The organism is Candidatus Neptunochlamydia sp. REUL1, from assembly GCF_963457595.1.
GTDB lineage: Bacteria > Chlamydiota > Chlamydiia > Chlamydiales > Simkaniaceae > Neptunichlamydia.
Genome location: NZ_OY735137.1, coordinates 1,145,734 through 1,169,490, shown reverse-complemented (window position 1 = coordinate 1,169,490; position 23,757 = coordinate 1,145,734). Strand labels below are relative to the sequence as shown.

At 41.6% G+C, this 23,757-nt stretch carries 19 protein-coding genes and 1 pseudogene; 13 read left to right on the top strand and 7 right to left on the bottom strand.

Features of this window, described 5'->3' with window-relative positions:
- Positions 1–151: 151 nt before the first annotated feature.
- The 3 genes from R2I63_RS06395 (at position 152) to R2I63_RS10665 (ending at position 4,186) form a co-directional block, all read left to right on the top strand.
- The gene (locus R2I63_RS06395) at positions 152–1,735 is read left to right on the top strand and encodes an Npt1/Npt2 family nucleotide transporter (protein WP_316355934.1); all 1,584 of its coding nucleotides are present in this window, start codon (positions 152–154) and stop codon (positions 1,733–1,735) included.
- Positions 1,736–2,040: 305 nt separating this feature from the next.
- Positions 2,041–3,627, top strand: a complete 1,587-nt coding sequence (locus R2I63_RS06390; RefSeq protein WP_316355933.1) for an Npt1/Npt2 family nucleotide transporter — start codon at positions 2,041–2,043, stop codon at positions 3,625–3,627.
- A 172-nt stretch (positions 3,628–3,799) separates the two neighbouring features.
- Complete coding sequence (locus R2I63_RS10665) at positions 3,800–4,186, top strand: class I SAM-dependent methyltransferase (RefSeq protein ID WP_445083679.1); 387 nt, start codon at positions 3,800–3,802, stop codon at positions 4,184–4,186.
- On the opposite strand, the pseudogene R2I63_RS06385 reads toward R2I63_RS10665, so the two are convergent.
- A pseudogene (locus R2I63_RS06385) lies at positions 4,169–4,309 on the bottom strand (transposase); the annotation flags it as partial. The gene R2I63_RS10665 and the pseudogene R2I63_RS06385 sit on opposite strands and share 18 nt — an antisense overlap.
- A gap of 477 nt (positions 4,310–4,786) precedes the next feature.
- A complete protein-coding gene (locus R2I63_RS06380; protein WP_316355932.1) occupies positions 4,787–4,951 on the bottom strand; it encodes a hypothetical protein in 165 nt (54 codons plus the stop codon).
- Between the two features lie 92 nt (positions 4,952–5,043).
- Here R2I63_RS06380 and R2I63_RS06375 point away from each other — a divergent pair, with 92 nt between their 5' ends.
- The 8 genes from R2I63_RS06375 (at position 5,044) to R2I63_RS06340 (ending at position 14,700) form a co-directional block, all read left to right on the top strand.
- A complete protein-coding gene (locus tag R2I63_RS06375) occupies positions 5,044–5,682 on the top strand; it encodes a DedA family protein (RefSeq protein ID WP_316355931.1) in 639 nt (212 codons plus the stop codon).
- 26 nt (positions 5,683–5,708) lie between these two features.
- Positions 5,709–6,215: a CDP-alcohol phosphatidyltransferase family protein gene (locus tag R2I63_RS06370; RefSeq protein WP_316355929.1), complete on the top strand. Its 507-nt coding sequence runs from the start codon at positions 5,709–5,711 to the stop codon at positions 6,213–6,215.
- A 59-nt stretch (positions 6,216–6,274) separates the two neighbouring features.
- A complete protein-coding gene (locus tag R2I63_RS06365; RefSeq protein ID WP_316355927.1) occupies positions 6,275–7,489 on the top strand; it encodes a dicarboxylate/amino acid:cation symporter in 1,215 nt (404 codons plus the stop codon).
- Between the two features lie 49 nt (positions 7,490–7,538).
- Positions 7,539–8,603 carry a S49 family peptidase gene (locus R2I63_RS06360; protein ID WP_316355925.1) on the top strand — a complete coding sequence of 355 codons (1,065 nt, stop codon included), beginning with the start codon at positions 7,539–7,541 and terminating at the stop codon, positions 8,601–8,603.
- 66 nt (positions 8,604–8,669) lie between these two features.
- Positions 8,670–11,315, top strand: a complete 2,646-nt coding sequence (gene polA / locus R2I63_RS06355) for a DNA polymerase I (RefSeq protein WP_316355923.1) — start codon at positions 8,670–8,672, stop codon at positions 11,313–11,315.
- A gap of 2 nt (positions 11,316–11,317) precedes the next feature.
- Positions 11,318–11,911: a dephospho-CoA kinase gene (gene coaE / locus R2I63_RS06350; RefSeq protein ID WP_316355922.1), complete on the top strand. Its 594-nt coding sequence runs from the start codon at positions 11,318–11,320 to the stop codon at positions 11,909–11,911.
- Between the two features lie 122 nt (positions 11,912–12,033).
- A complete protein-coding gene (gene rho / locus R2I63_RS06345) occupies positions 12,034–13,260 on the top strand; it encodes a transcription termination factor Rho (protein ID WP_445083678.1) in 1,227 nt (408 codons plus the stop codon).
- A 114-nt stretch (positions 13,261–13,374) separates the two neighbouring features.
- A complete protein-coding gene (locus R2I63_RS06340; RefSeq protein WP_316355920.1) occupies positions 13,375–14,700 on the top strand; it encodes a hypothetical protein in 1,326 nt (441 codons plus the stop codon).
- A 19-nt stretch (positions 14,701–14,719) separates the two neighbouring features.
- Here R2I63_RS06340 and R2I63_RS06335 read toward each other — a convergent pair whose 3' ends face one another.
- Positions 14,720–15,598 (bottom strand): hypothetical protein, encoded by an 879-nt coding sequence (locus R2I63_RS06335; protein WP_316355918.1) that lies wholly within the window; start codon positions 15,596–15,598, stop codon positions 14,720–14,722.
- 228 nt (positions 15,599–15,826) lie between these two features.
- On the opposite strand from R2I63_RS06335, the gene R2I63_RS06330 reads away from it, so the two are divergent.
- Positions 15,827–16,099: a hypothetical protein gene (locus R2I63_RS06330; RefSeq protein ID WP_316355916.1), complete on the top strand. Its 273-nt coding sequence runs from the start codon at positions 15,827–15,829 to the stop codon at positions 16,097–16,099.
- A 232-nt stretch (positions 16,100–16,331) separates the two neighbouring features.
- Positions 16,332–17,237: a type I phosphomannose isomerase catalytic subunit gene (locus R2I63_RS06325; RefSeq protein WP_316355915.1), complete on the top strand. Its 906-nt coding sequence runs from the start codon at positions 16,332–16,334 to the stop codon at positions 17,235–17,237.
- A 171-nt stretch (positions 17,238–17,408) separates the two neighbouring features.
- Here the strand turns inward: R2I63_RS06325 and R2I63_RS06320 are convergent, their stop codons facing one another.
- From R2I63_RS06320 to R2I63_RS06310, 4 genes are all read right to left on the bottom strand, one after another.
- Positions 17,409–17,567: a hypothetical protein gene (locus R2I63_RS06320; RefSeq protein ID WP_445083634.1), complete on the bottom strand. Its 159-nt coding sequence runs from the start codon at positions 17,565–17,567 to the stop codon at positions 17,409–17,411.
- An 8-nt stretch (positions 17,568–17,575) separates the two neighbouring features.
- Positions 17,576–17,677, bottom strand: a complete 102-nt coding sequence (locus R2I63_RS10660; RefSeq protein ID WP_445083633.1) for a winged helix-turn-helix domain-containing protein — start codon at positions 17,675–17,677, stop codon at positions 17,576–17,578.
- Complete coding sequence (locus tag R2I63_RS06315) at positions 17,674–17,835, bottom strand: hypothetical protein (RefSeq protein ID WP_316355913.1); 162 nt, start codon at positions 17,833–17,835, stop codon at positions 17,674–17,676. The genes R2I63_RS10660 and R2I63_RS06315 overlap by 4 nt, the downstream gene beginning before the upstream one ends.
- A 169-nt stretch (positions 17,836–18,004) precedes the next feature.
- Positions 18,005–23,731 (bottom strand): autotransporter domain-containing protein, encoded by a 5,727-nt coding sequence (locus R2I63_RS06310; protein WP_316355912.1) that lies wholly within the window; start codon positions 23,729–23,731, stop codon positions 18,005–18,007.
- Positions 23,732–23,757 lie beyond the last annotated feature (26 nt).

Genomic DNA, 23,757 nt, shown 5'->3' with positions numbered 1-23,757 from the left:
CTTACGCAGGGACATCATGTTGAAAAATCTTTTGAGGCGAGGTCGGTTGTGAGACTAGGCTGCCCCTCAGAAAGAAAGTTCTTTTTTTCTCAACAAAATTTTGCAGCTCCTTGCGGACTTTTACAATCACACAATTTCACTTTGGGGCGTTATGTCCTCTGAAAATAGAAAAGAATTCAGTCGTTGGCGCCTTTACTTATGGCCTATTCATCGATGGGAAATGAAAAAATTTGTTCCCCTTCTAATTCTCTACGCTCTGATCTGTTTCAATTACAATCTCCTGAAATCTGCAAAAGACGCCCTTGTGATTACAGCTAACTCTTCAGGGGCCGCGGTTCTTCCTTTTATTAAGATCTGGGTGATCCTCCCCATGGCTCTCTTGGTCACTTATCTCTTTACCCGTCTTTTCAACCGCTTTTCTCAAGAAAGAGTTTTTTACATTATGATCGGGGGGTTTTTATCCTTTTTTGCTGTCTTTGCTCTCGTCCTCTACCCCTTACGTGACGCCATACATCCCCATACGCTTTGTGATCAGTTGGAAGCCATTGCCCCAAAATGTCAGGCCATGATTTCAATGCTTCGCAATTGGTCTTTTACCCTTTTCTATGTAATGTCAGAGCTTTGGGGAACAACCATCATGTCGGTCCTTTTTTGGGCCTTCGCCAATGAGGTAATGACCGTTAAAGATGCCAAGCGATTCTATGGGATCCTAGGAATCGGAGCCAATATCTCTGCAATCTTTGCCGGACAGATTGCGATTCTAGTCTCCGGGCAAATGTTCGACCTTTCTTTCATTTTTGGAGCAGATGCTTGGGGACAAAGTTTGGGTCTTGTCACCACTATTGTGGTTGTTACAGGACTCCTAACGATGGGGTTTTTCAAATGGTATAACACTCGTGTCATTCACCGCGATCCGGCAATGAAAGAGGAGCACGTAAAGAATCACGCCAAACGAAAAAAAGTAAAAATGGGAATGCGCAAAAGTTTTGCCTATCTTGCAAAATCAAAATACCTCCTTTGCATAGCAGTCCTTGTGGTTGGGTTCAATATTGCCATTAATATGGTTGAAATCATTTGGAAGGACCAGATCAGCATCCTTCATCCCAATCCCAATGACTATAACGCCTACATGGGAAGCGTTGTTAAATCGATAGGATTTCTTTCCACTTTTGTAGCAATCTTTGTGAGCGGAAATGTGATCCGAAAGATGGGATGGACCTTTAGTGCTCTTATTACGCCTGTTTCACTGCTAATTACTGGGGTCTGTTTCTTTGGCATCCTTCTTTTTAAGGACAGCCCCTCTTTAATCTCATGGAGTACCGCTCTAGGCTTTACTCCCCTTGCCATTGGAGTCCTTTTTGGAGCAATTCAGAATGTTGTTTCGCGGACCTGCAAATATACATTGTTTGATGCAACAAAAGAAATATCATTTATCCCGCTTAGCTCCGAGTCAAAGTTTAAAGGGAAAGCGGCTATCGATGGAGTAGGATCTCGCCTAGGAAAAACTGGGGGATCAATTGTCCATGGGGGTCTCCTAATGGTTTTTGGAAGCGTTTCCCTCAGCACACCTTTTGTTGGTATCTTCCTCCTTCTCGTCGTCTTTGGATGGATCGTTGCTGCAAAATCGCTTGGCCGCCAATTTAATCGCCTCACAAAGCAGGATGAAAAAATTGATATTGAAGAAGAGCCGTCCATCGCTAAAAACCCTACTACTCAAAATCTGACCACTACCTGATTTTATTATACTATCAACAATTTTCTGTGCTTAAATAGATCGCAAATTAAAATTAAAAAACTCTTCCCCTCCCCTTAAAAAGTCTCGAAAATTTGGGTATAATTCCCATTGTCAAATAACCTGTTCATGCTATAATGTCGGGCCGTATAGATATTCCAGCCGGGACAGTAATGTTAAAAAATCTTTTGAGGCGAGGCCTGTTGTGAGACTAGCCTGCCCTTTAGAAAAAAAGTTCTTTTTTTCTCATCGAGCATTCAAGGCTTCTTGCAATCCCCAACAATTATGTAGTTTCGTTCAGGGGGCTTATGTCTTCCAAGAGTAGTGAAGAGTTCAGTCGCTGGCGCCTCTATCTATGGCCTATTCATCGATGGGAAATTAAAAAATTTGTTCCTCTTCTGATTCTTTATGCTTTAATCTGTTTTAACTACAGCCTACTAAAAGCGGCCAAGGACGCTCTTGTAATTACAGCTAACTCCTCAGGAGCCGCTGTGATTCCTTTTATTAAGATCTGGGCTATTCTCCCTATGGCTCTTTTAGTCACATACCTGTTCACTCGCCTTTTTAACCGATTCTCCCAGGAAAAAGTTTTTTACATTATGATCGGGAGCTTTTTGTCCTTTTTTGCCGTTTTTGCTCTTATTCTCTATCCCCTTAGAGAGGCCATACATCCCCACGCGCTTTGTAACCAACTAGAAGCTATAGCACCAAAACTTCAAGCGCTTATTGCAATGTTTCGCAACTGGTCCTTCACCCTCTTTTATGTGATGTCAGAACTTTGGGGAACAGCCATCATGTCTGTCCTTTTTTGGGCCTTTGCCAATGAAATTATGACTGTTAAAGATGCCAAACGGTTCTACGGAATCTTAGGGGTCGGAGCAAATGCCTCCGCCATCTTTGCTGGGCAGATTGCAATTCTTGTCTCAGGACAACTGTTCGACCTTTCCTTCTTCTTCGGAGAAGATGCTTGGGGACAAAGCCTCGGCCTTGTCACAACCATTGTCATTTTTACAGGACTTCTATCCATCGGGATCTTTCGATGGTATAACACCCGTGTGGTCGACCGTGACCCCGCTATGAAAGAAAAACACGTAAAAAAGCAAAGTGAACGAAAAAAGGTCAAAATGGGAATGCGAAAAAGCTTTAGTTACCTTGCAAAATCAAAATATCTCCTTTGTATAGCAGCTCTAGTGATCGGCTTCAACCTCGCCATTAACATGATTGAGATTATTTGGAAGGATCAGATTTCTTTCCTATATCCCAATCCTAATGACTTCAACGCGTACATGGGAAGCGTTCTTAAATGGATAGGGTTTCTTTCCACATTTATCGCCATCTTTATTAGTGGAAATATGATCCGAAAGATGGGATGGACCTTTAGTGCTCTGATTACCCCAATTGCTCTTCTAGTTACGGGAATTTTCTTTTTCGGCATTATGCTGTTTAAAGAAAACCCTGCTCTTATTAAATGGAGCGCTGTTCTCGGCTTTACACCGCTTGCCTTAGGGGTCTTCTTTGGAACAGTTCAAAATGTATTCTCACGGGCGTGCAAATATACCCTCTTTGATGCGACAAAAGAGATTTCATTCATCCCACTGAGTTCCGAGTCAAAGTTTAAAGGAAAAGCCGCTATCGATGGAGTAGGGTCTCGCCTAGGAAAAACTGGAGGATCGATTATCCATGGAAGCCTTCTAATGGTCTTTGGAACCGTATCCCTTAGCACGCCCTTTGTGGGCGCTTTCCTCCTTCTTGTCGTCCTTGGCTGGATCGTTGCAGCACAATCCCTTGGTCGCCAATTTATCCGCCTCACAAAGCAAGATGAAAAAATCGATATCGAAGAAGAAGAACCAACACCCATTGAAGACACAGCTACTCAAAAAGTCTCTACTATTTAATGCCCTCTTAATGCCACTTCTGCTTTTTGGGAAACCAAGCCGCGAACAGCTATTTTCTAATTTCTACAAAATTGGCCATTGGGACGAATCAGGATTTTCTCTTAGCGGATTGCAGATTGAGATTACCTGAGAATACGTAGAGTATCTCCAAGAATTCTTAGAAGAAAATAATATCAAAACTGTTGTAGATCTTGGGTGTGGGGACTGGGCCTTTTCTAGATATATCGATTGGACTGAAATTCAATACTTGGGGATCGATGTTGTTAAAGATGCAATCGACAGAAACCAAATGAAGTTTGCTAAGCCCAACATTGTTTTTAAGCATGGCAATTTTTCTAATATGCTACTCCCTGAAGCAGATCTTTTCTTGTGCAAGGACGTCTTTCAACATTTTTCAAACGATGATATTCGAAAGGTTATATCTTTGTTTCCAAAATATCAGCATTGTCTCATTACCAATTATATCGACCACCTCTTGCTTCTCAGAACTAAACAACGCCTCGCCTATAAATCGAGGGGTTCATTAGGGGTCGATTTGAAATCAGCTATTATCTTGTAGAGGCTCACCTTCTTGTCCGTCAATGTATGACTGAATCATCTCATCCGTAATATTTCCTGAGCTTACCGCTAAATAGCCTCTGCTCCAAAAGTGCCTTCCCCAAAACATCTTTTTCAACCTGGAGGAGACAATAACCCTGAGATTAAAACGGAAGAATATCACCCTATAGATCTTTCTCTACCTCTCTTCAAACTAAAAGGAGAAAAAGTCTTAGACTTTTTCTCCGGTGTTGCTCCAAAAAAACTTTTTACATCAAAAACTAAAGGCTATTCATCCTGATGTTGTCATATTCCCACGGTCAGTAAAGAAGTTTGGACCTTCACTGCCAAAAGCGGAAATAGCAGGACTTAGGTCAATTAATGTAAAGTCATACTGGGGATTCATGAATCGATTTTGCTGAAAACTGATTCCTTGCTCGTACCCTGCCCAGATGCTTACACAAAAGCGGTCATTATAAAACGACTTATCCCAGCAGAGACCAAGAAATAAATCTTGCCATGTAGACCTTAGAGTGAAAATGGTTTTTCACTCTAAATCTATTATCATAGGGAAAAATTGCTTGAGCCACACTAACTCCTGGGCCAATGTTAAGAAAAAACCCTATCTATTTTCTGCACACTGGTAAGAAGGAGTGATAGGTTTTTCTTCAAGAGCCGTAACACGGTTCTGGAGATCTTGATGCTGAGTATCAGTAACAGCAAAAAGAGCAGATACACCTACGCTAATCGACAATAAAAAAGCTTTGAATTTTATCTTTATCTCCAAATAAAAATTTGGATACACATTTTTATCTTTTCAGCAGAATACTTGTCAATTTTGTCTTCTAGTTTTATGAAAATTATGGGATAATGAGCGCTATGGAAGCACTGGTAAATTTTATTGTTGAGCACAGCTCCTATGCCCCTTTAATGGTCTTCATTCTCATCTTGCTGGCAGGGCTAAATATCCCAATTAGCATTGATGTAATCATGGTTTTAACTGCTTTTTTGGCAGCAACTTTGATTCCCGAGCATACGGCTATTTTATTCGTGAGCATTCTCTTTGGAACATATTTTTCCGCAATGATTTGCTACTGGGTTGGCCGAAAGATCGGCATCAAGCTGCTGAAGATCCGCTACTTTTCCAAGCTGCTTCCTGATGAAAGGTTGGAGAAAGTCGGAAAGTTTTATGAAAAGTATGGTCTATTGACGCTTCTAGTGGGACGGTTCATTCCTTTTGGTATCCGGAACTGCATTTTTATGACGACGGGAATGAGTAAAGCAAACTTTAAAAAGTTTATTGTGCGTGATGCACTCGCTTGTTCCATATGGGCAAGCGTCTGCTTTTTTGGATTTTATCGATTGGGACAAAACTACGAAATCCTCCTTTCCAAGGTAAAAACCCTAAATCTTTTTATATTTTTAGCTTTCGGTGTGACGGTAATTGCCTTTGTCTGGTATAAGAAATATAGAAAAAAACAAGCTCGCCTAACCGATAAGTCGAAGCTTGATTCATAGGAACACAAGGCATAAATACTCATACGATGTTAAATCCGCCGAATAGTATCTCTTTTTTGCGAGCACCTTTAGCGCTCCTTTTTATCATAGAGAGTACAACTCTTCGAACGGTTGTCATTATATTAGCCATGCTTTCTGATTGCGTCGATGGTTACTTGGCCCGCCGCTACCACTTCACTTCTAGGTTTGGTGCAATATTAGACCCTCTAATGGATAAATTTTTTGTTTACGTCGTTCTAGCAGTTCTCCTTTATGAATACCATATCCTTCCCTGGCAAGTCGCAACGATGCTTTCACGAGACTTTTTCCTCTTTCTATTCCTCTCTTATCTTGGAATCACTGGCGCTTGGAGAAACCTTGAAGTTAAGTCTGTCCTCTGGGGGAAAATTGCCACTGCAGGGCAATTTTGTGTGTTGATAGCACTCGTTTTAAAGATTTCTTTTCCTCCTCAGCTCTACTTCCTCTTTGTCCTATTTGGCTGCCTTGCCTTTGTTGAGCTCCTTCAGTTTAAGAAACGTGCATCTTCTAATTAATTCCTCTTCCTGATATCATCGTCCCTTTATAATGATATTTCCAGTAGTGGAACCACCTCATGAAGAAAAACTATTTTAATTTAGGGATGACTCTTGCCCTTCTACTTGGGGGAATCCTCGGTTTTTTTAATCTTCCCTTTGTTGCTAGCCTTGCTGATGCCATAAGCAAACTCTTTATTAACATGCTCAAGTTGATTAGTTTGCCTATGATTTTTTTAGCAATTGTTTCTACCCTCTCTCGAATGACATCTCTAAGCGAAGCAGGCGTTCTTCTAAGGCGCATATTAACGTACACTATTGCAACAACCCTCATTGCGGCAACGATTGGCATGATTCTTTTTTGGATCATTCAACCAGTCAATTTAGGTGAAGCCATCGCAGTCGCTGTTCCTAAACAAGGGAATTATCTCTCTTTCCTAATGAAAATTATTCCCGAAAACCCTGTGCAGCCTTTTTTGGAAAACAATGTATTGGGAATGGCCTTTCTAGCAGCAATCTTTAGTATTGCAATATTAAAGCTCCCCCAAGAGCAGAACCATCTTCTACGCGATCTATTCGGGGCTCTTTTTTCAGCTCTTTTAAAAGTTACATCAGCTCTTATCTTTCTCATGCCGCTTGGTATCTTCGCATTTACCATCCAATTTGTTCAAAGCATCAAAGGAAATGCTGCTCAGTTGCAACAACTCATGCTTTATGGATTATGCGTCATTGGCGCAAACCTTATTCAAGGCTTGATTGTCCTCCCTTTGATGATGAAACTGCGAGGAGGATCTCCCATGAGAACAGCGCGGGCAATGTTCCCAGCTCTTACAATGGCTTTTTTTACAAAGTCTTCGAATGCTACTCTCCCGCTTGCTCTTGACTGTGCAAAAAACCGCCTTGGCGTGTCAGATAAAACGGCAAGCTTTAGCTTGCCCCTATGCTCCATTATCAATATGAATGGATGCGCTGCATTCATTTTAATCACCCTCTTTTTTGTCTGTGGATCTCAGGGGATTGTCTTTAGCCCCTTGCAAATGATCCCATGGATTTTCCTTGCCTCTTTCGCTGCTATTGGTAACGCAGGCGTTCCAATGGGATGTTTTTTTCTTACCTCAGCATTTTTAATTGGGATGGGCGTTCCGGTAGAACTCATGGGCATTATTCTCCCTCTCTATTCACTCTTTGACATGGTTGAAACAGCGCTCAATGTTTGGTCTGACAGTTGTATCACCGCCGTTGTCGACAAGGATTTAAAAATTCCTGCAACGTCATCTGTGGTTGAAGCAAATTAAAAACTTCGTTACGATGAGGTAATTTTAATCTCTGTTTACAAGGAAAGTTATGGAAGTTAAGCGTGAGTCGATTTTTGTATCGGCAGTGAGATCTTTTTGCAATGTTTTTGCTGGATTCATCGGAGTGCTTGTTGGTGTAATTATTATTGGAATCGTTGTAGGTATTCTTTCAAAACCACAAATGGTTTCTGATAAGACTCAGCTGATTATTGCAGCAGATGCTGAGGGAAATCGCTCTTTGCTTCCTCACTCGGATCCTGCAGTGTTTAGGCTCAATATCCATGGAGTCATTGGATCGAAAGATTTGAATGCAAAAACAGTGCACGCCCAACTTCTAGATTCACGCGAAGGCCTGCTAAAAGGCGACCGCGTCAAAGCGATTCTGCTCCACATCAACAGCCCTGGAGGGACAGCTTTTGATGCCCACGACATTTACCAAAACCTTGTAGACTATAAAGAAAAATATAAAGTTCCAATCTACGCCTACGTTGATGGAATGTGTGCCTCTGGGGGGATGATGATCGCCTGCAGTGCAGACAAGATTTTCTCTGCTTCTGTCGGAGTGATCGGCTCAGTGGGTGTATTAATGGGCCCAAATTTTAACGTTGCTAGTCTGATGGAAAAATATGGAGTCAAACAGCTCACAATCACAAAGGGAATAGACAAAGACATGCTCAGCCCCTACCGTGAATGGAAACCTGGAGAAGACCAGTCTCTGCGTGATATTGTTGCCTACGACTATAATCTCTTTGTAAATCTCGTCACATCAGCTCGTCCGCGACTGAGCAGAGCTAAGCTTGTTAGTGAACACGGTGCTCAAGTTTACGACCCTGTCAAAGCACAAGATTATGGCTACATTGATGATGGAAACAGCAGCTATAGCAAATCCCTTCAAGCTCTTGTAAAAGAGGCTAAAATTGAAGGCGACTACCAAGTCGTTGAATTAAAGGTTCTTCATCCGGTACTATCTGGTCTCATTGAGGGAAGCTCCCCAATTTTTACTGGAAAGGTTAAACACGAGCTTGCTCTTCCTGCAGATATAAACCCCGAGCTCATGAACCGCTCTCTTTACCTTTACTCGCCTGCCCTTCAATGGAGTGCAGGCAATGAATAACCCTTAAATTCTATCAATCCATAGAAAAAGCTATACAAACCGGGTTGATATCAAGGGAATGGCGTTATGAAAAATATATATATCCTTGATGCAGTTTCCTTTCTCTTTCGCTCTTACTTTGCCATTCGAGGGATGACAAACAAGAAGGGAGAGTCGACAAATGCTCTGTATGGATTCATCCGCTCGGTCCAAAAAATTATCAAAGAGTTTTCCCCTGAAGGCTTCGTCGCTGTTTTTGATGGTCCCAACAACAAACAATCACGAGTTGAAATATATAAGGAATATAAGAGCCATCGGGAAGGGATGCCTGAAGATCTTGTTCCTCAGCTGGGTTGGGCACACCAATTCTGTGAAATGGCTGGGATTCCTTATGTATCTGAGGAAGGTGTTGAAGCTGATGATGTCATAGGAGCTATTGCCAAATGGTCAGAAAAACAAGGCGCTGAAGTTTTCATTTGCTCAAGTGATAAAGACCTTTGTCAACTGATCAGCGATAAGATCTTTATGCTCAACACAAACAAAGGCAACCTATTAATCAACCGAGAAATGGTAGAAGAAATTCATGGAGTGAAACCTGAGCAAATCGTCGACTACTTGGCGATAATGGGTGACAAATCGGATAATATCCCAGGAATCCCAGGGTTTGGTCCGAAAACCGCGGCCTCTCTTCTTCAAGAATATGGAACTCTTGAAAATCTCCTCAATAGCCTCGATAGCATGGTAAACCAAAAGCGAGCAGAAAAAATTAAAGCCCACGAATCTGACGCACGAATCAGCCAAAAACTCGCAAAACTCATAGTGGATGTTCCCCATCCAACCGAAGAGAATTTTTATCACCCCAAGTCTCCAGACACCAGAGCCCTTGAGATTCTCTATCGAGAGATGAATTTTAATACTCTTCTGCAAGAATTAGAAAAGCCTCCTGAAGCAGAGCTTGAAGAAGAACTTTCCTATCATATCGTTGATACTGAAGAGGAGTTAGATGCTCTGATCAAAAAACTTCAGCAAGAAAAGTCAGTCTGTATAGATACGGAAACCGACCAGCTAGCTCCGATGGCAGCGCGCATGGTTGGTGTAGGGTTTTGCACTACTCCCTCTTTGGCATGGTATGTTCCGACAAATGGAAAATTAGGGATCGATGTGGTTGTTTCAAAGATTAAACCACTTCTTGAAAATCCTAATATTGCCTTTTACGGACACAATATCAAGTATGATCTTCACATTTTCAAAAACCATGGAATAACTTTGAAGGCAATTGGCTTTGATTCCATGATTGCTTCTTATCTGTGTGCACCTCAAAAAAACCGGCATGGTCTCGATCTATTATCTCTTGAAAAGTTTGGAAAGGTAAAAACTCCCATTAAAGACTTAATTGGAAGTGGAAAAAATGAAAAATCCATGCGAGATGTCCCGATTGAAGACGTCGGCCCTTATTGCTGCGAAGATGTGGACTACACCTGTCGCCTAAAGGCTCTCTTTGAAGTGGAGCTTGAAGAAAAAGGGTTGTCAGAGATGCTACTAGAAATTGAGCTCCCTCTCATTCCAGTCCTTGTATCAATGGAGCGGTATGGAATGTTTGTTGACACCGAAAAACTTCAAGATATGTCAGAGCTACTGCGCGAAGAACTTGCCTGTTTAGAAAAAGAAATTTACGACCTTTCAGGAGAAACATTTAATATTAAGTCTCCGAAACAACTTGGGGAAATCCTGTTCGAAAAACTGGCAATCCCCATGGGGTCTAAAAAGAAAAGTACTCGTGCAGATGTCTTAGATTCTCTAAAGGCTGAATACCCAATTGCAGGGAAGGTTTTAGAATATCGAGGCCTTGAAAAACTTCGTTCAACTTATACAGAATCTCTTCCTCTCCAAGTCCACGAAGATACGGGTCGGATTCACTGCACCTTTATGCAAACAGTAACCGCAACAGGACGACTATCTTGCCAAGATCCTAATCTTCAAAATATCCCTATTCGTTCCAAAGAAGGCCGAAAAATTCGAGAAGCCTTTATGCCGGAAATGGAGGGATGGTCTTATCTTTCCGCTGACTACTCTCAAATCGAACTCCGACTTTTAGCTCACTTCAGCAACGACCCTAAACTCGTTGCTGCCTTTAATCATGATGAAGATATCCACGCATCGACAGCCGCTACTGTTTTTGATGTACCTATTGAAAAGGTCACAAAGCAGATGCGGGCCGGAGCTAAAGCTGTCAACTTTGGAATCATTTATGGTCAGCAAGCCTACGGTCTCTCACAAGAACTTGGAATTAATATCAAAGAAGCTTCCACCTTTATTAAGAAGTACTTTGACCGCTATCCAGGAGTCAGAAACTTTATTGAAAGTTCAAAGGAAAAGGTCCGCGAGACGGGCATTGCAACAACAATGTATGGCCGAAAACGCCCCATCCCAGAAATCCATAGTACAAACGGAATGATTCGAACAGCAGCAGAGCGTTTAGCAGTCAATACTCCCCTTCAAGGAAGCCAGGCTGATATCATCAAAAAAGCCATGATCCAGGTGCATGAGGCACTTAAGAAAGAAAAACTTGCTTACATGGTCCTCCAAGTTCATGATGAATTAATTTTTGAACTTCCTGATGAAAACATTCCTTGCGTCTCCGAAATCGTCCAATCTATCATGGAAAACGTCACCTCTTTATCTGTTCCCTTAATTGTCAATATTGACGTTGGAAAAAATTGGGGGGGGTGTTAAACTTGAAGAAAATAGCGATAACAGGCAACGTTGCAACAGGAAAGTCCACGGTTTGCCGCATTCTAAAAGATCACGGAGCATCCACACTTAGTTCTGATACAATTATCCATCAATTTCTAGCAAATGATCCTTCATGTATTGAGCAAGTCATTTCTCTCTTTGGATCAAAAGTGGTAACAGATAAGAAGATTGATCGGAAGAAAGTAGCAGACATCATTTTTAGCGATGAAAATAAGTTAAAAGCCCTGGAGTCTCTCCTTCACCCTCTTCTTCTTAAACGTATTGATGAAGAGTTCAAGAAAGTGGAAACGGAAGGAAAAGGTAGCTATTTTGTCGTCGAACTTCCTCTCGTTCAGGAAATCGGCAAAGATAAAGATTTTGATCTCGTTGTTGCTGTTGTCAGCAATAGCGATAAGGCAATTAAACGCTTTATCCAAGCAGGATTTACAAAGAATAGTTTCCTCAAGAGGAATGCTCGTCAATGGGATCCAAAAAAAAAAGCTAAACATGCAGACTATGTCATCGAAAATGATGGTACGGTCGAAGACTTAAAACAAAAAGTACTTGAATTGATGAAGGAGATAGACTCTCAATGAGCGAAGATACAGACCAAAACCAAGCGACCAAAAAAGAAAAACCCATCCACCCTCCTAAAAAACATCCCGGACAAAAGCACTCTAAAAATCCCACGATTACCAAAATTGCTGACCTTCAACAGATGAATATCGATCAGCTAGCCATTTATGCGAAAAATATTGGTCTTGAAAACATTGGATCTTTAACCAAGTCACAAATGGTATTCGAAGTTGTCAAATTGAAATCCGCGATGCCTGACGAAATTCTTGTCGGTGAAGGAGTATTAGAAGTCCTTCCTGATGGATTTGGCTTTCTTCGCTCTCCTAACTATAACTACCTTCCTTCCGCTGAAGATATTTATGTCTCTCCCGCCCAAATCCGCCGCTTTGATCTCAAAAAAGGGGACACAATCTATGGAACACTCCGTGCTCCAAAGGAAAAGGAAAAGTATTTTGCTCTTCAAAAAGTGGACAAAATCAACGGGAAAAGCCCCGAAAAATCAAAAGAACGAATCCTCTTTAATAACTTAACCCCTCTTTTTCCAACAGAGCGCTTTGTTATGGAAACGGGAAAAGACAAACTCGCAATGCGCGTGCTTGATCTTAGCTCTCCAATTGGGAAAGGACAAAGAGGCCTCATTGTAGCTCCCCCAAAGTCAGGAAAAACAATCCTGATGCAAAATATTGCTAATTCAATTGCAGCAAATCATCCCGAGGCAAACCTCATTGTTCTTCTCATTGATGAACGCCCTGAGGAAGTCACTGACATGCAAAGGATGGTTAAAGGCGAGGTCGTTTCTTCAACCTTCGATGAGCCCCCAGAGCGCCATGTTCAAGTCGCAGAGATGGTCATAGAAAAAGCCCGTTCACTCGTCGAGAACGGTCAAGATGTTGTCATCCTTCTTGACTCCATTACACGTCTTGCCCGTGCCTATAATACAGTCCAACCACACTCCGGAAAAATTCTGACAGGTGGTGTCGATGCACAATCCCTCCATAAACCCAAACGATTCTTTGGTGCAGCGCGAAATATCGAACATGGGGGCTCACTAACAATTATCGCTACCGCTCTTGTCGATACAGGGTCTAGAATGGATGAGGTGATTTTTGAGGAGTTCAAGGGTACGGGTAATATGGAACTCGTCCTTGATAGGCGCCTTGCTGATCGACGCGTCTATCCTGCAATTGATGTTGTTCGCTCAGGAACCCGAAAAGAAGATCTCCTTTATCACCCTGATGAGCTTGAAAAAATTTACCTCCTTCGTCAAGCACTTGCTGACTTAACATCCCTTGATGCAATGAATATGCTACTGAACCGGTTAAAGAAAACAAATTCAAACGCAGAATTCTTACTTTCAATGAAGAATTAAGTCTGTCTAGATAGTGTTATCAAAAGCAACGGAGATTATTTAACGACACTATCTAAGATAATGGTTCCTTTTTTTTAAAAGGTTTTCTAGGATGCCGATTAAGTAGGATAATGCATGGCACCCCCTTTGGCAATGAAACGCAACAAGCTCCTCCTCATCACCTCTTCTGGAGGAGGAGGACATATTCAAGCTGCAAAAGCACAAGCCGTAAAGGCTCTTTCAGAAAACCCTAATACTGAAATTATCCAAAAAGATATTCTTATAGACATGGCAAGTAAACGCCTTGGAAAAGGGTTTGTGTATCTTTGGAATTCTTCTCAGAAACGGGGAAATGTCAAGTTTCTGATGTTTTTGCAGAAAAATGTTCCTACAGCAGATATCGTTTTTGGCACATTTATTTTTCTCCGTACTCTATATGTTTTGCTAAAGGAAGGTGTTGATCAAATTGTTGATACTCAACCAGTCGGGACCTTTGCCATCATAAAAGCGATAAAACTAGCAAGAAAGATAACGGGCAAACCTCTAAAGCTAGAAAAAATTGTCACAGAGCTTCCAACAGATAATGTGATTCACTTTTTTAAACCCATCAAACTCCTCTCATCAACAGATCGCTCCCTAATTAAGCTGATCACTACACTTCCCCTATTAAAAGAAAACCAAACAGTAGAAGGATTTTGGGAAAAAAACTGTGGTCTTTCTGAAACTGAGGTCTGTTATGAAAGCTTTCCTTTGCGTCCCTCATTTAAACAATATCTAAATACAGTAAGAAATCGCAATGAGCGGATGAAAATCCTAATTCATGTCACCTCTACCGAAGAAAAGTTTCTGGTTTCTGACTCCATTAAAAGAGGCTTCATCACTTCTGAAATCTATCGCGATAAAATAGCAATTAACATCGAGACAGACGATAAAGTCTCTACCATTCTTCTAGGAAGCCAACCGACAGAAGACGCAACTCTAAAGTATCTAAAACATTATATTGAGCTCATTAAGCGCACTGCTGCAGATGAAAATCATCTTCTATTCGTCTTTTGCAATTCTCACACGCAGCATAAAAATAGCTTACTAAAAAAGGTTCATTATCTCATTCAAAAAACACATACCTTTCCCCACAATCTGACTGTAATTCCCATGTGTTTCCAAAATGATGATGTGATTTCCGCCCTTTATTATCGGAGCGATGCTACTTTTACGCGCTCGGGTGGACTCACAGCAATGGAACTGATGTCAGTTGCTCAGGGTCAGATCTGGATTCACTCTGAGGTGCGTCATAGCACTGCGGACTCTAATAATCTTGGGAAAGGAATGCCTATTTGGGAGATGGGCAATGCTTCTTACTTGCAACACAAGAAAGGAGCTCGCTTCATTACTCCCGAGACATTCATTGATAGTTGTCATCCGTACTTTCTTCCAGCACACTCGAAAGCCAGCATCGGTTAAATATATCCTTAAATAGACCTTAATCTCCCATTAAATCCCTTATTAGACCTTCCCAATCATGAGCACTAAAATACTTCTGGAGAGACGCTTCTGACACCCCTACTTGTTGGGCGAATCCTGGAATGTATTGCAGCATGTTATGATGGTTAACCTCATTGCTCATCCGCTGAGCAAAACCAATTCTTTTTCCATGTCCATTTAAAAAATTCTTCCTTTTAACAAAATCCCCCATAATCTTAGGAAGCTGCTTCTTTAAAGAGTGATTCGACACAACGTACCCCAAAAACCTTAGCGGATGAACGGGGACAATGTTATCCCCTAGCTTTTCCATAGCACTTTTCTTTTTCAAAAGACCTAACCACCCCAACTCCCCTAAGTTCTTGATCATTTTGGAGATATTGCTCTGATCATCTGCTGTCAGTCTGAGCTGATAGTATGCTTGAGGGTTATGGCCTAGAGAAACCACTGCAATCTCAGGCTGAAAAGAAAGGTTTTGATCAGGGATCATAGAGAGCATCTTACGCTGCATAGGATTTAAGGACCCACCAACATCTTGTGCCATTTCCCATTTTATCTCATTTGCAAGTTCCTTTTCAGCAAGCGCATCCTCCAAAAAAGAAACAAAACGGCTCTTTAACCCTTCAAACTGATCCTGCGGGATTCCTTCCCTTATAATTTTTTCAAGCGCTTCTCCAAAAGAAATAACATAGGGTTGAATAATTCCTTCTGGACCACTCATAATCGCTTGTCCATCAAGCTCATATGCAAAAGAACAGTGAGGGTAATCCAATGTTTGCTCAGCAGAAAAAAGGAGAAATTTTTGAACAAGACCCAAATCCCTATCTGATTGAGGATAATTGGAAAGATGGAATCCCAATTGAAGATCTTCTCCTCTCACAACTCCTAGAAAAACAAATGTCACCATGAAAAATTTAGTGAGTAACCCTCTCATAATGAATCTCCTCAGCACTAATTTACAGAGTACAAATCATGAAGAAAATTAAAATTTAAATCAATAAAATCCTAGAAAACCAAAAAAATAATTTGAAATATATTTAGAAATTGAACATGTATAAAATTGATAGGTTAGTATGTTATTTAACCCGATCTTATCGAGGAGAAAAAAATGAAAAATGCACCTAAGTCTCAAAAACATAAGCTGTGCTGCAAGTGCCTAGCACTTTCAGTTGGTGTTGTTTGGGGTCTTGCTATCCTTCTTACGGGATGGATTGCAATGACTGGATGGGGATATCAGTTTGTAAGCGTAATATCTTCACTTTATACCGGTTATGATGCTTCATTTGTTGGCGGAATCGTCGGCGGAATCTGGGGTTTCTTTATTGGTGCTATTCTAGGTGGAGCTATTGGATGTGTCTACAACAAAATGATGAGCCGCTAAAGCGTCTGTGAGATGAGTGTTTTAGCGCTCATCTCACCTTTATCAACGATACATTAACCAACATCGAACACATCCCTTTTATTCGTTTTGAAGAGAGTGGAGTAGAACTTGTACTTCGGGTGATATGATTCCCCTTCCTTAATCTCTTTGGTAGGGATTCCTAGGTGATGAAAATCCCAATTTCTCATCATTTACTTATGGCAAAAATAGCGTTTTGATACAAGATGAAGATATGTTATATCCACTACTGTTTACGCCAGTCTATAAGGACTACGTTTGGGGAGGACGTCAGATCCTTGAGAAATTTGGACGGAAGGAGCCTCCTGGCAAGATTGCCGAATCGTGGGAGATTTCTGACCACGAAGAGGGGATGAGCATCATTGAAAATGGTCCTCTAAAAGGAACTTCCCTTCATTCCCTCTTTCTAGAAAAACAAAAGGAGTTGATGGGAAGGGATTCACACCATCCCCGCTTTCCCCTCCTCTTAAAAATCATCGGTGCTCAGGATAATTTAAGTGTGCAAGTCCACCCCTCTGAAGGATCCGAAGCGAAGACTGAATCGTGGTACGTTATAGATGGAGAAAAAGATGCTGTCGTCTATGCAGGATTAAGCAAAAATTTCTCAGCTAAAGAAATCGATCAAAAGCTACCTACAAAAGAAATTCTTTCTCTCATGAGAATGCTTCCTGTAAAGCGCGATGACATGATCTCAATTCCCGGAGGGCGCCTTCATGCAATAGGGTTCGGAACACTCCTTTTTGAAATACAGCAATGTTCCCACACAACCTATCGAGTCTATGACTGGGAACGAGGGCGACCACTCCACATCAATGATGCCAAGTCTGTGCTCCTCTATACCGATGCGGAGGATCCTCGCATCCCTCCTAAACTCATTGATGAAACTCCAAGCTACCGACAGACTGAGCTGATTCGTACCCCCTATTTTGTTGTAGAGAAATGGGAGCTTTTCTCTTCTCAAAAGTGGCAAAAACTCCCTGAACAGTGCGCAATGCTTTTCTGCCTTGAAGGGGAAAACTCCCTTGTTCCTATCGGAAGGACGTGCCTCATTCCAGCAAGCTGTCCTCCGGTAGAGATCCTAACTGAGAGCACGACCCTAATCCACGTCTACCTTTCTTAACCTAGCACCTGTGTAATGAAATTTGTGAGCACGATTATGAGAATGATTCTATTTGACAATAGATTTAGCGCCATATCTATATAAAAATTAGCAATCACAGAGAAGAAAAAGGTAGTATTACAAAAAATACCGAGTCCATTCAAGCAGAAAGTTTTCACTCTCTTGTTGTCGTTAAGCTGCTAGGTCATTCCCTTCAAATTGCTGCTGACGTGCGAGCCGAGGACGTGTTCCTTTATTGGCCCATGTACGGGTTACAGTGCCTCTTTGCCCCACTCTAGCCTCATCTTGGAACCAAATATCAACAGACTCTATTTCTACTCCTGCTGGCAATGCCTCAACTACTTTTTCTGAGAAGTTTTTTTAAAAGTCTCTTGGGCTTCTAAGTCTGCCTTGGGGTGAATTGATCGACCCGAGATCCAGACGAGGTCAGCCCTTTTCAATGTAAGGCTGCTGTTTCTGTAAACGTCTTCCCTTCTTGGAGATGGACAAATGCCAGAAACCGCCTCCTTTCTCTTGGACTCCCCTCTGTTTTAGCAAGCTTATCGAAATCGTACTGATCAAGTCCTTTTATCTGAGCGGCCTTTCTTCCTCTCAACACTCACCTCCTGTTAAAGTCAAACAGCTTATATGAAAAGACCAATTAAATTTATGACTTTATTTTTTACGAATGGTATAAGGGCTGCAATAAATAGCAAGGACTGGGACAACAAGTGGAGAACAGTGATACTGAATTACGCTAAATAAGACCTACTGCATTACACTTCCGATTAAAAGTGCTTTTTTACTCCTAATTGAAAAAGGACATCGTAAAATATGTGATTAAATTGAGTGGTGCAACTAGCTTCAAGTTCCCATCCATCCTTCCACTCTGCTGTAATATCTAGCCCAAGAAGAATGCTGGTTTTGGGAGCGGCAAGACCTTTGACTGTTGTTGGTTGAGAGGTGATTGTAAAAGGTGTAAACCCAACAGGCCGGTCTTGATTTAAATATTCTCTTATCCATTCAGCATCAAACTCAAAGGATAAAGAGTACGAAGAAGCTGGGTAAGTATAACGGATTCTTCCTCCAAATATAGAGCTCAGAGAGTGAACGGACGCCGATTTTGTCATTAAGTTATAGATGCCTGCACCACTTTCTTTATAACCGTCAATATGATTGCCTGTGTATTGTAAATAAATTAAAGGAACGAGTAAAAGGTTGGTGGATGGGTGAAATCGATATTCAATACCTAAAAACATATCGAATATTTTCTCCTTTGTATTGCTTCTTGCTATATCTTGATCATCAAAACCTGACGTTCGATTCAAATGGTCCCAAACATAGGCAACACTCATAGAAGCTTCTATAGATGCATCAGGCATCAATTTTGGAAGAAAAGCTGTATACAAGCTTCCTTGCAAGAGATCGCTATGAAAGCTCCCTGCATTTTTTTCTCCATCCCCCCACTGTTTTCGATAAAAGATTAGTCCTCCTACACCAATATCAACAGGTGTATTTTTACCATCTGCAAAAAGATAATCTGCACCTAGCATTCCCCCTGCAGAGCAATATTTTTGTCCAATTTGATCATGATTGGTACTTAAATGACCAAAACTTCCTATAGGGCCAGCATAGATTTTTACTGGGTTAAAATCGATACCGGTTTGGTTTGATTGATGGTAAGTATGCAAAGCCAGGCTTTGGGCATTTTCTATTGATTCTTGGGAGCTTGTATCATGAAAGGTATACAGTGTATCGGTTGTATTCGACACTTTTTCTAAGACCCCTCTTTCACTCAGAGAGTGGCTCAGTGGGATCTTTTCTTCCTGAGCAGAGCAAGGTTTTTTCAAAGTACGATCTTTGATTTGAAAGCACTTTCTTCTAATAATCGACCCATGTTGCTTAATTCCTGAAAGGATGATTTGGGGATGTCCACTGAAATGGGAGGGGACAACCGGCTTTGCATACAGCTTGACTACATCCTCAAGGTATTTAATATCAACAATTAATGAATTTGAAAAGTTTTGAAAAGATACAGTAGAAAAGCGGGATAAGTCAGGAATTCCCCCTTTTGCTGTAATTAAATCAAGGTTTTGAAAAGATGACAGGGGGCAATCTACACACCCATTTATAATCAAAGAACCTGCGAAATTTGCCTGACCATCTATAGCAACAGGACCATAATGGGGCAGATGTGAAAGATCTAATTCTAATGTTGCAGCGGGGTGTTGTGTATATTGATGGGCCAGAACTTGACCTGCTGTATGAATTGTCCCCTTGGTAAGGATTAGATCAGCATGAGAAGATCCCAAAGATCCCCCATGACGGTTGATAATCATCCCTCCATTTACAGTGAAGGTTTTCCCATCTCCTGCAGATAAATGCCCCCCTGATTCATTGATTACTTGACCAGACTCAATTGTAAAATCATCTGTTGCTACCATGTTTTTGTGATTAGAGATAAGACTATTTCCACTCAAGGTAAAAGACGTTCCAGCAACCATTTCGGAAAAGTTATTGACTACAATTGGACTGTCTATCCCTGAAAGATCTTTGATTTCAATGGTGCTTGAAGGAAGGATGTGTCCATAGTTATTCACTGTGCTTCCTTCGATTAATAGGGAGCTTGGAGTGATCATTCCTCGATTTGTCAGAGTGCCTGATGTATGACCTTCACTAATTTCTAAAAGCACACCAGGATCAGAAGTGATTGTTGCATCTTCTCCAAGAGTTAGGGTTCCATTGCTTAGAGAAAAGCGGGCGTCTTTATTGAGTTTAATAGGAGCATTAATTGTCGCTTGCCCTTGATTAAGAGTTATCATAGGAGGAGATGTAGAAGCGTTAGGGCGATCTAACTCAATACCGGTACCACTGGAATTTTCAATGGTAAACTCTGTATTTGCAGCATCAAATACAAGCTGGTCAAGAACTATAGGGGTTCCTGCTCCTAATAAGGTCACAGTGATTTGAGATGGAGCTCCTGCGATGTCTTGAAAAGTTGCAGTATTATTGTCTTCTCCTGTTTTTTCAACTCCAGGAGCACATGGTGGGTCCCAATTAGCTGGTATTGTCCAAGGAGAGGAAGATGCAGTCTGAGCCCAGATTGCATGACATGTCCCTTGGACTAATAAGATTTCTCCTCCCTTACGGTCATACTTAATCGTTCCACTAATACCCGAAGGAAGGGTTACAGAGCTAAAACTTCCCTTGATAAGTTGAGAGGCTGTTGTATCGCTTGTCCGCAATAACACAATATGGGAAGGAGAAGTCGGGAGCCCTTTTCCTGTGTTCAGAATATGAAGCTCATTTGCTACAGTAATGATATCTGATGCTAAAATATTCCCATAAAGTGTAGGGCTAGCGGTAGGAAAATCGAGTGTAAGGACTCCTCCCGATTGCGTATATTTTTTGGCAAGAACCTCATCTGAGGTTTCGAGGGTGCCCCCACTTAAAACTAAATCTGCAAGGGAAGATCCTAAAACTCCTCCAGAATGATTGGTGATAATGCCTCCATTAATCTTCAAGGTATCATTCGAAACAATCTTCCCATCGGGATGATTGGTAATGGTTCCAGAATTAATTGTCATTGTGGAATCAGATTTTACCATTCCCTTATTGGTTAGGGTGGCTATTCCTGTGCTTCCACCCATTGTGAAAGCTCCTATAGAACTGACGGTTCCGGCATTATTATTCAAAGTGCTATCTCCAGAACTATTCCCAAGGGTAAATATAGAACCGGCAGTTAAGGTCATATTATTGTTTACTGTTACGCCATTAGTGCCGCCCAGGCCGCTGATTGCTAAAGCACCAGATGGGTAAATGGTCCCCTCATTATTCACGGTATTTCCTTCAATGAGAATACTTGAGGGAGTGATGTTTCCATGATTGGTCAAGATTCCGTTTCCCGATCCCTCACTTAAGTTCCACGCTCCTGAAGTTGAAGTAATTACCGCATTTAAGCCTAAGGTCAAGTTGCTTTCAGAGTGAAGAGAAAACCTCGCATCTTTTTCAATAGTAATCGGTGCATCGATCTTATGGTTGCCGCTAAATATAGTGATTTTTGGTTTCGAAGAAGAAGGCGCCGAGTCAAGAACGATCTTTCCACCGCCCATATACTGATTAATCGAATACGAAATAACACTTGAATTGAATTCTAAATCGTGAAGGGTGACGGTTTGAGGGGCATTGCCTTCTGAGTTCGCTAAGGTAACAGTGACATTATGAGGGGCAGAATGAAGATTTCCAAATGTGGCTGTGTCTTGGTCAGCGGTCACCCCACTAAGACCTGGAACACAGGAAACCCAGTTCCCTGCCGTCGCCCAAGTTCCATCTGATGTGTTCTCCCAAGTTCCATCACACCCTGTTGAAGAAGCTCCTAAATACACTTTGTTCTCGCTATGATCATAATGGATCGAGCCTAAATTGGGATGAATCGATGTTGAAGCGAAAGTTCCTTTAAGCCGTTTACCAGAACCTGTGGACTCAAAAAGAACCAATTCTGTTCCTTGACCGGGAATAAATCCCCCTGAGTTTTTTACATTAAGGGTTCCATCCAGTGTGATTACACCTGAGGTTTGAACCTCTCCTGCTGGTGAGATTGCCGAGGTTGGGAAATCAAGGATTATTGTTCCCGTTCCAGCTTGTGTAAATGTATCTGCTTTGATCGTTGCACTGCTATTCACGGTTCCCGAGTTGTCAAGGCTGTCGACTGTGTTGGCATACGTAGAAAAATCAAGGGTGGCTCCTGTATCAACAGTGACTGCTGATCCCACCCCAAATGCTCCACTACTTTCAGTCGCAATTCCTGCCTTTAAAGTCCCCTCTTTTACGTGAGTAGGACCTTGATAGATATTCGCACCGATTAAAGTCAGGGTTCCTGACCCCACCTTATTAAAAGTATAAGTTGGCAACCCTGCAATGACATTTTTGATATCCATATGAAATGTTTGGGTATCGATGGTTCCATCAGCCATAAACACGATTGGCATATCAAACGACTTGTCATTAGAAATCGTAAAGCTCTCATCAATCTGCAATGTTCCTGTTCCTGTTCCAGATCCTGCAAATACTGTTTGGGTTGCTGTATGGTAGCCATCGTGGGTGATATTCAAAATCCCTTCATGGATTTTTGTTTTGGCTTTTATGTTGTTTCCAGGGAAAGGAAGAGTCAGTTTTCCATTCCCGGTTTTTACTAGATAGTGCTCTCCAGAAATCGCACCATTTATAGTAATGTCGTGTCCATTTGTATCGATGATCCCTGGATTGTTAAACTTAAAAGACAGAGGAATCGTAGATATCGAACTTGAACCGACTTGAAGAGTCCCTAATCCTTTAGCAGGAGAATCAAAGGTAAATCCTGTCGCGCTTCCTAAGCTTTCAAGGTTTAAAACTCCACCCCAAAGGTGGATATTGCCCGTATTGCTATTGGTCCCTTTAAACAAGAGGGTTCCCGGTCCGTTTTTAATGAAAGAAGCATTTCCGCTAAAGGTTCCATTGAGGGTGAGTGGATGGGCCCCTGAAGGAACCCCTATGGTTCCACTATCGTTGAAGGTATAGTTTTTTTTAGAAGGAGACGCATTTCCAGGAATCAGCACCCCCCCTCCCCCTGGACCAAATATCACACTCGATGTGTTTCCTAAATTAGTGTCTAGAGAAACTAAATGGCCCCCGCCCTTAACCGTTGTAGTCCCAGAGTAGGTATTATTTCCGATAAGGGCTAGCTCGTTTGCATTGACTATAACATTCCCTGTGCCCGAAATGACTCCATAAAATGGAGTTTGAGCAGATCCTTTATTGACGGTTAACGTTCCCGTTCCAAGCTGTATTTTACTACCTGTAGGACCAGTCAAACTTCCTATACCAGTACTAAAATTATTTAAGTCGAGCGTTGCACGTGAAGAAACCGTAACGACTGTATCAAAACCTATATTCCCAAATGCATTATTCGCACCTGCCTGAAGGTAAGCAGGAGGCTTTCCCATGAGAGAAAGTTCATTCCCAACCGTGAGAACCCCACTGTAATTGTTGCTTGCTCCTAATGTAAGGCGGCCATTGGCCAAGTTGAGGTTGCCATGTGTACTTCCAGTAATTATCCCATTAATTGCGTTTCCAGTAGCAGTACTTGTGATGAACCAAGTCCCATTCAAATTCACTGGAACATCGATATCCGCATTATTCGATGAAAATGTAAGTGTAAAATTTCCCAGATAACCATGAGATGGAGAGTTGATTCCAAATGCATTTCCAGAAATCATGTGGTTAGACTCTATAAAAATATTTCCAATGAGCAAAGTTCCTGGAATATTGTTTGTAACACTTAGCGGACTGCTTGCTGGAAAGGTAAGGGTGTCATTTTCTCCATTGACATTAGGTATCTGAGCAGGAGTCCAATTAGCAGCTGTATTCATGTTATTATTTGTTGATCCGTTCCAGTGGAGATCAGCCGGAGCTGTGTTCCCTACTCTGAAGAAACCTATCGCAATAATAAGTAAAATTAATTTGGGGAAAGACTGCATATCTATTCCTAAGTTGCATCTCTTTT

Excerpts from the sequence above, each read along its gene's own strand:
- polA (WP_316355923.1), top strand. The coding sequence starts at position 8,670 with ATGAAAAATATATATATCCTTGATGCAGTTTCCTTTCTCTTTCGCTCT.
- rho (WP_445083678.1), top strand. The coding sequence starts at position 12,034 with ATGAATATCGATCAGCTAGCCATTTATGCGAAAAATATTGGTCTTGAA.
- R2I63_RS06325 (WP_316355915.1), top strand. The coding sequence starts at position 16,332 with ATGTTATATCCACTACTGTTTACGCCAGTCTATAAGGACTACGTTTGG.
- R2I63_RS06310 (WP_316355912.1), bottom strand. The coding sequence starts at position 23,731 with ATGCAGTCTTTCCCCAAATTAATTTTACTTATTATTGCGATAGGTTTC.
- R2I63_RS06395 (WP_316355934.1), top strand. The coding sequence starts at position 152 with ATGTCCTCTGAAAATAGAAAAGAATTCAGTCGTTGGCGCCTTTACTTA.
- R2I63_RS06365 (WP_316355927.1), top strand. The coding sequence starts at position 6,275 with ATGAAGAAAAACTATTTTAATTTAGGGATGACTCTTGCCCTTCTACTT.
- R2I63_RS06375 (WP_316355931.1), top strand. The coding sequence starts at position 5,044 with ATGGAAGCACTGGTAAATTTTATTGTTGAGCACAGCTCCTATGCCCCT.
- R2I63_RS06340 (WP_316355920.1), top strand. The coding sequence starts at position 13,375 with ATGGCACCCCCTTTGGCAATGAAACGCAACAAGCTCCTCCTCATCACC.
- R2I63_RS06390 (WP_316355933.1), top strand. The coding sequence starts at position 2,041 with ATGTCTTCCAAGAGTAGTGAAGAGTTCAGTCGCTGGCGCCTCTATCTA.
- R2I63_RS06360 (WP_316355925.1), top strand. The coding sequence starts at position 7,539 with ATGGAAGTTAAGCGTGAGTCGATTTTTGTATCGGCAGTGAGATCTTTT.
- R2I63_RS06330 (WP_316355916.1), top strand. The coding sequence starts at position 15,827 with ATGAAAAATGCACCTAAGTCTCAAAAACATAAGCTGTGCTGCAAGTGC.
- R2I63_RS06370 (WP_316355929.1), top strand. The coding sequence starts at position 5,709 with ATGTTAAATCCGCCGAATAGTATCTCTTTTTTGCGAGCACCTTTAGCG.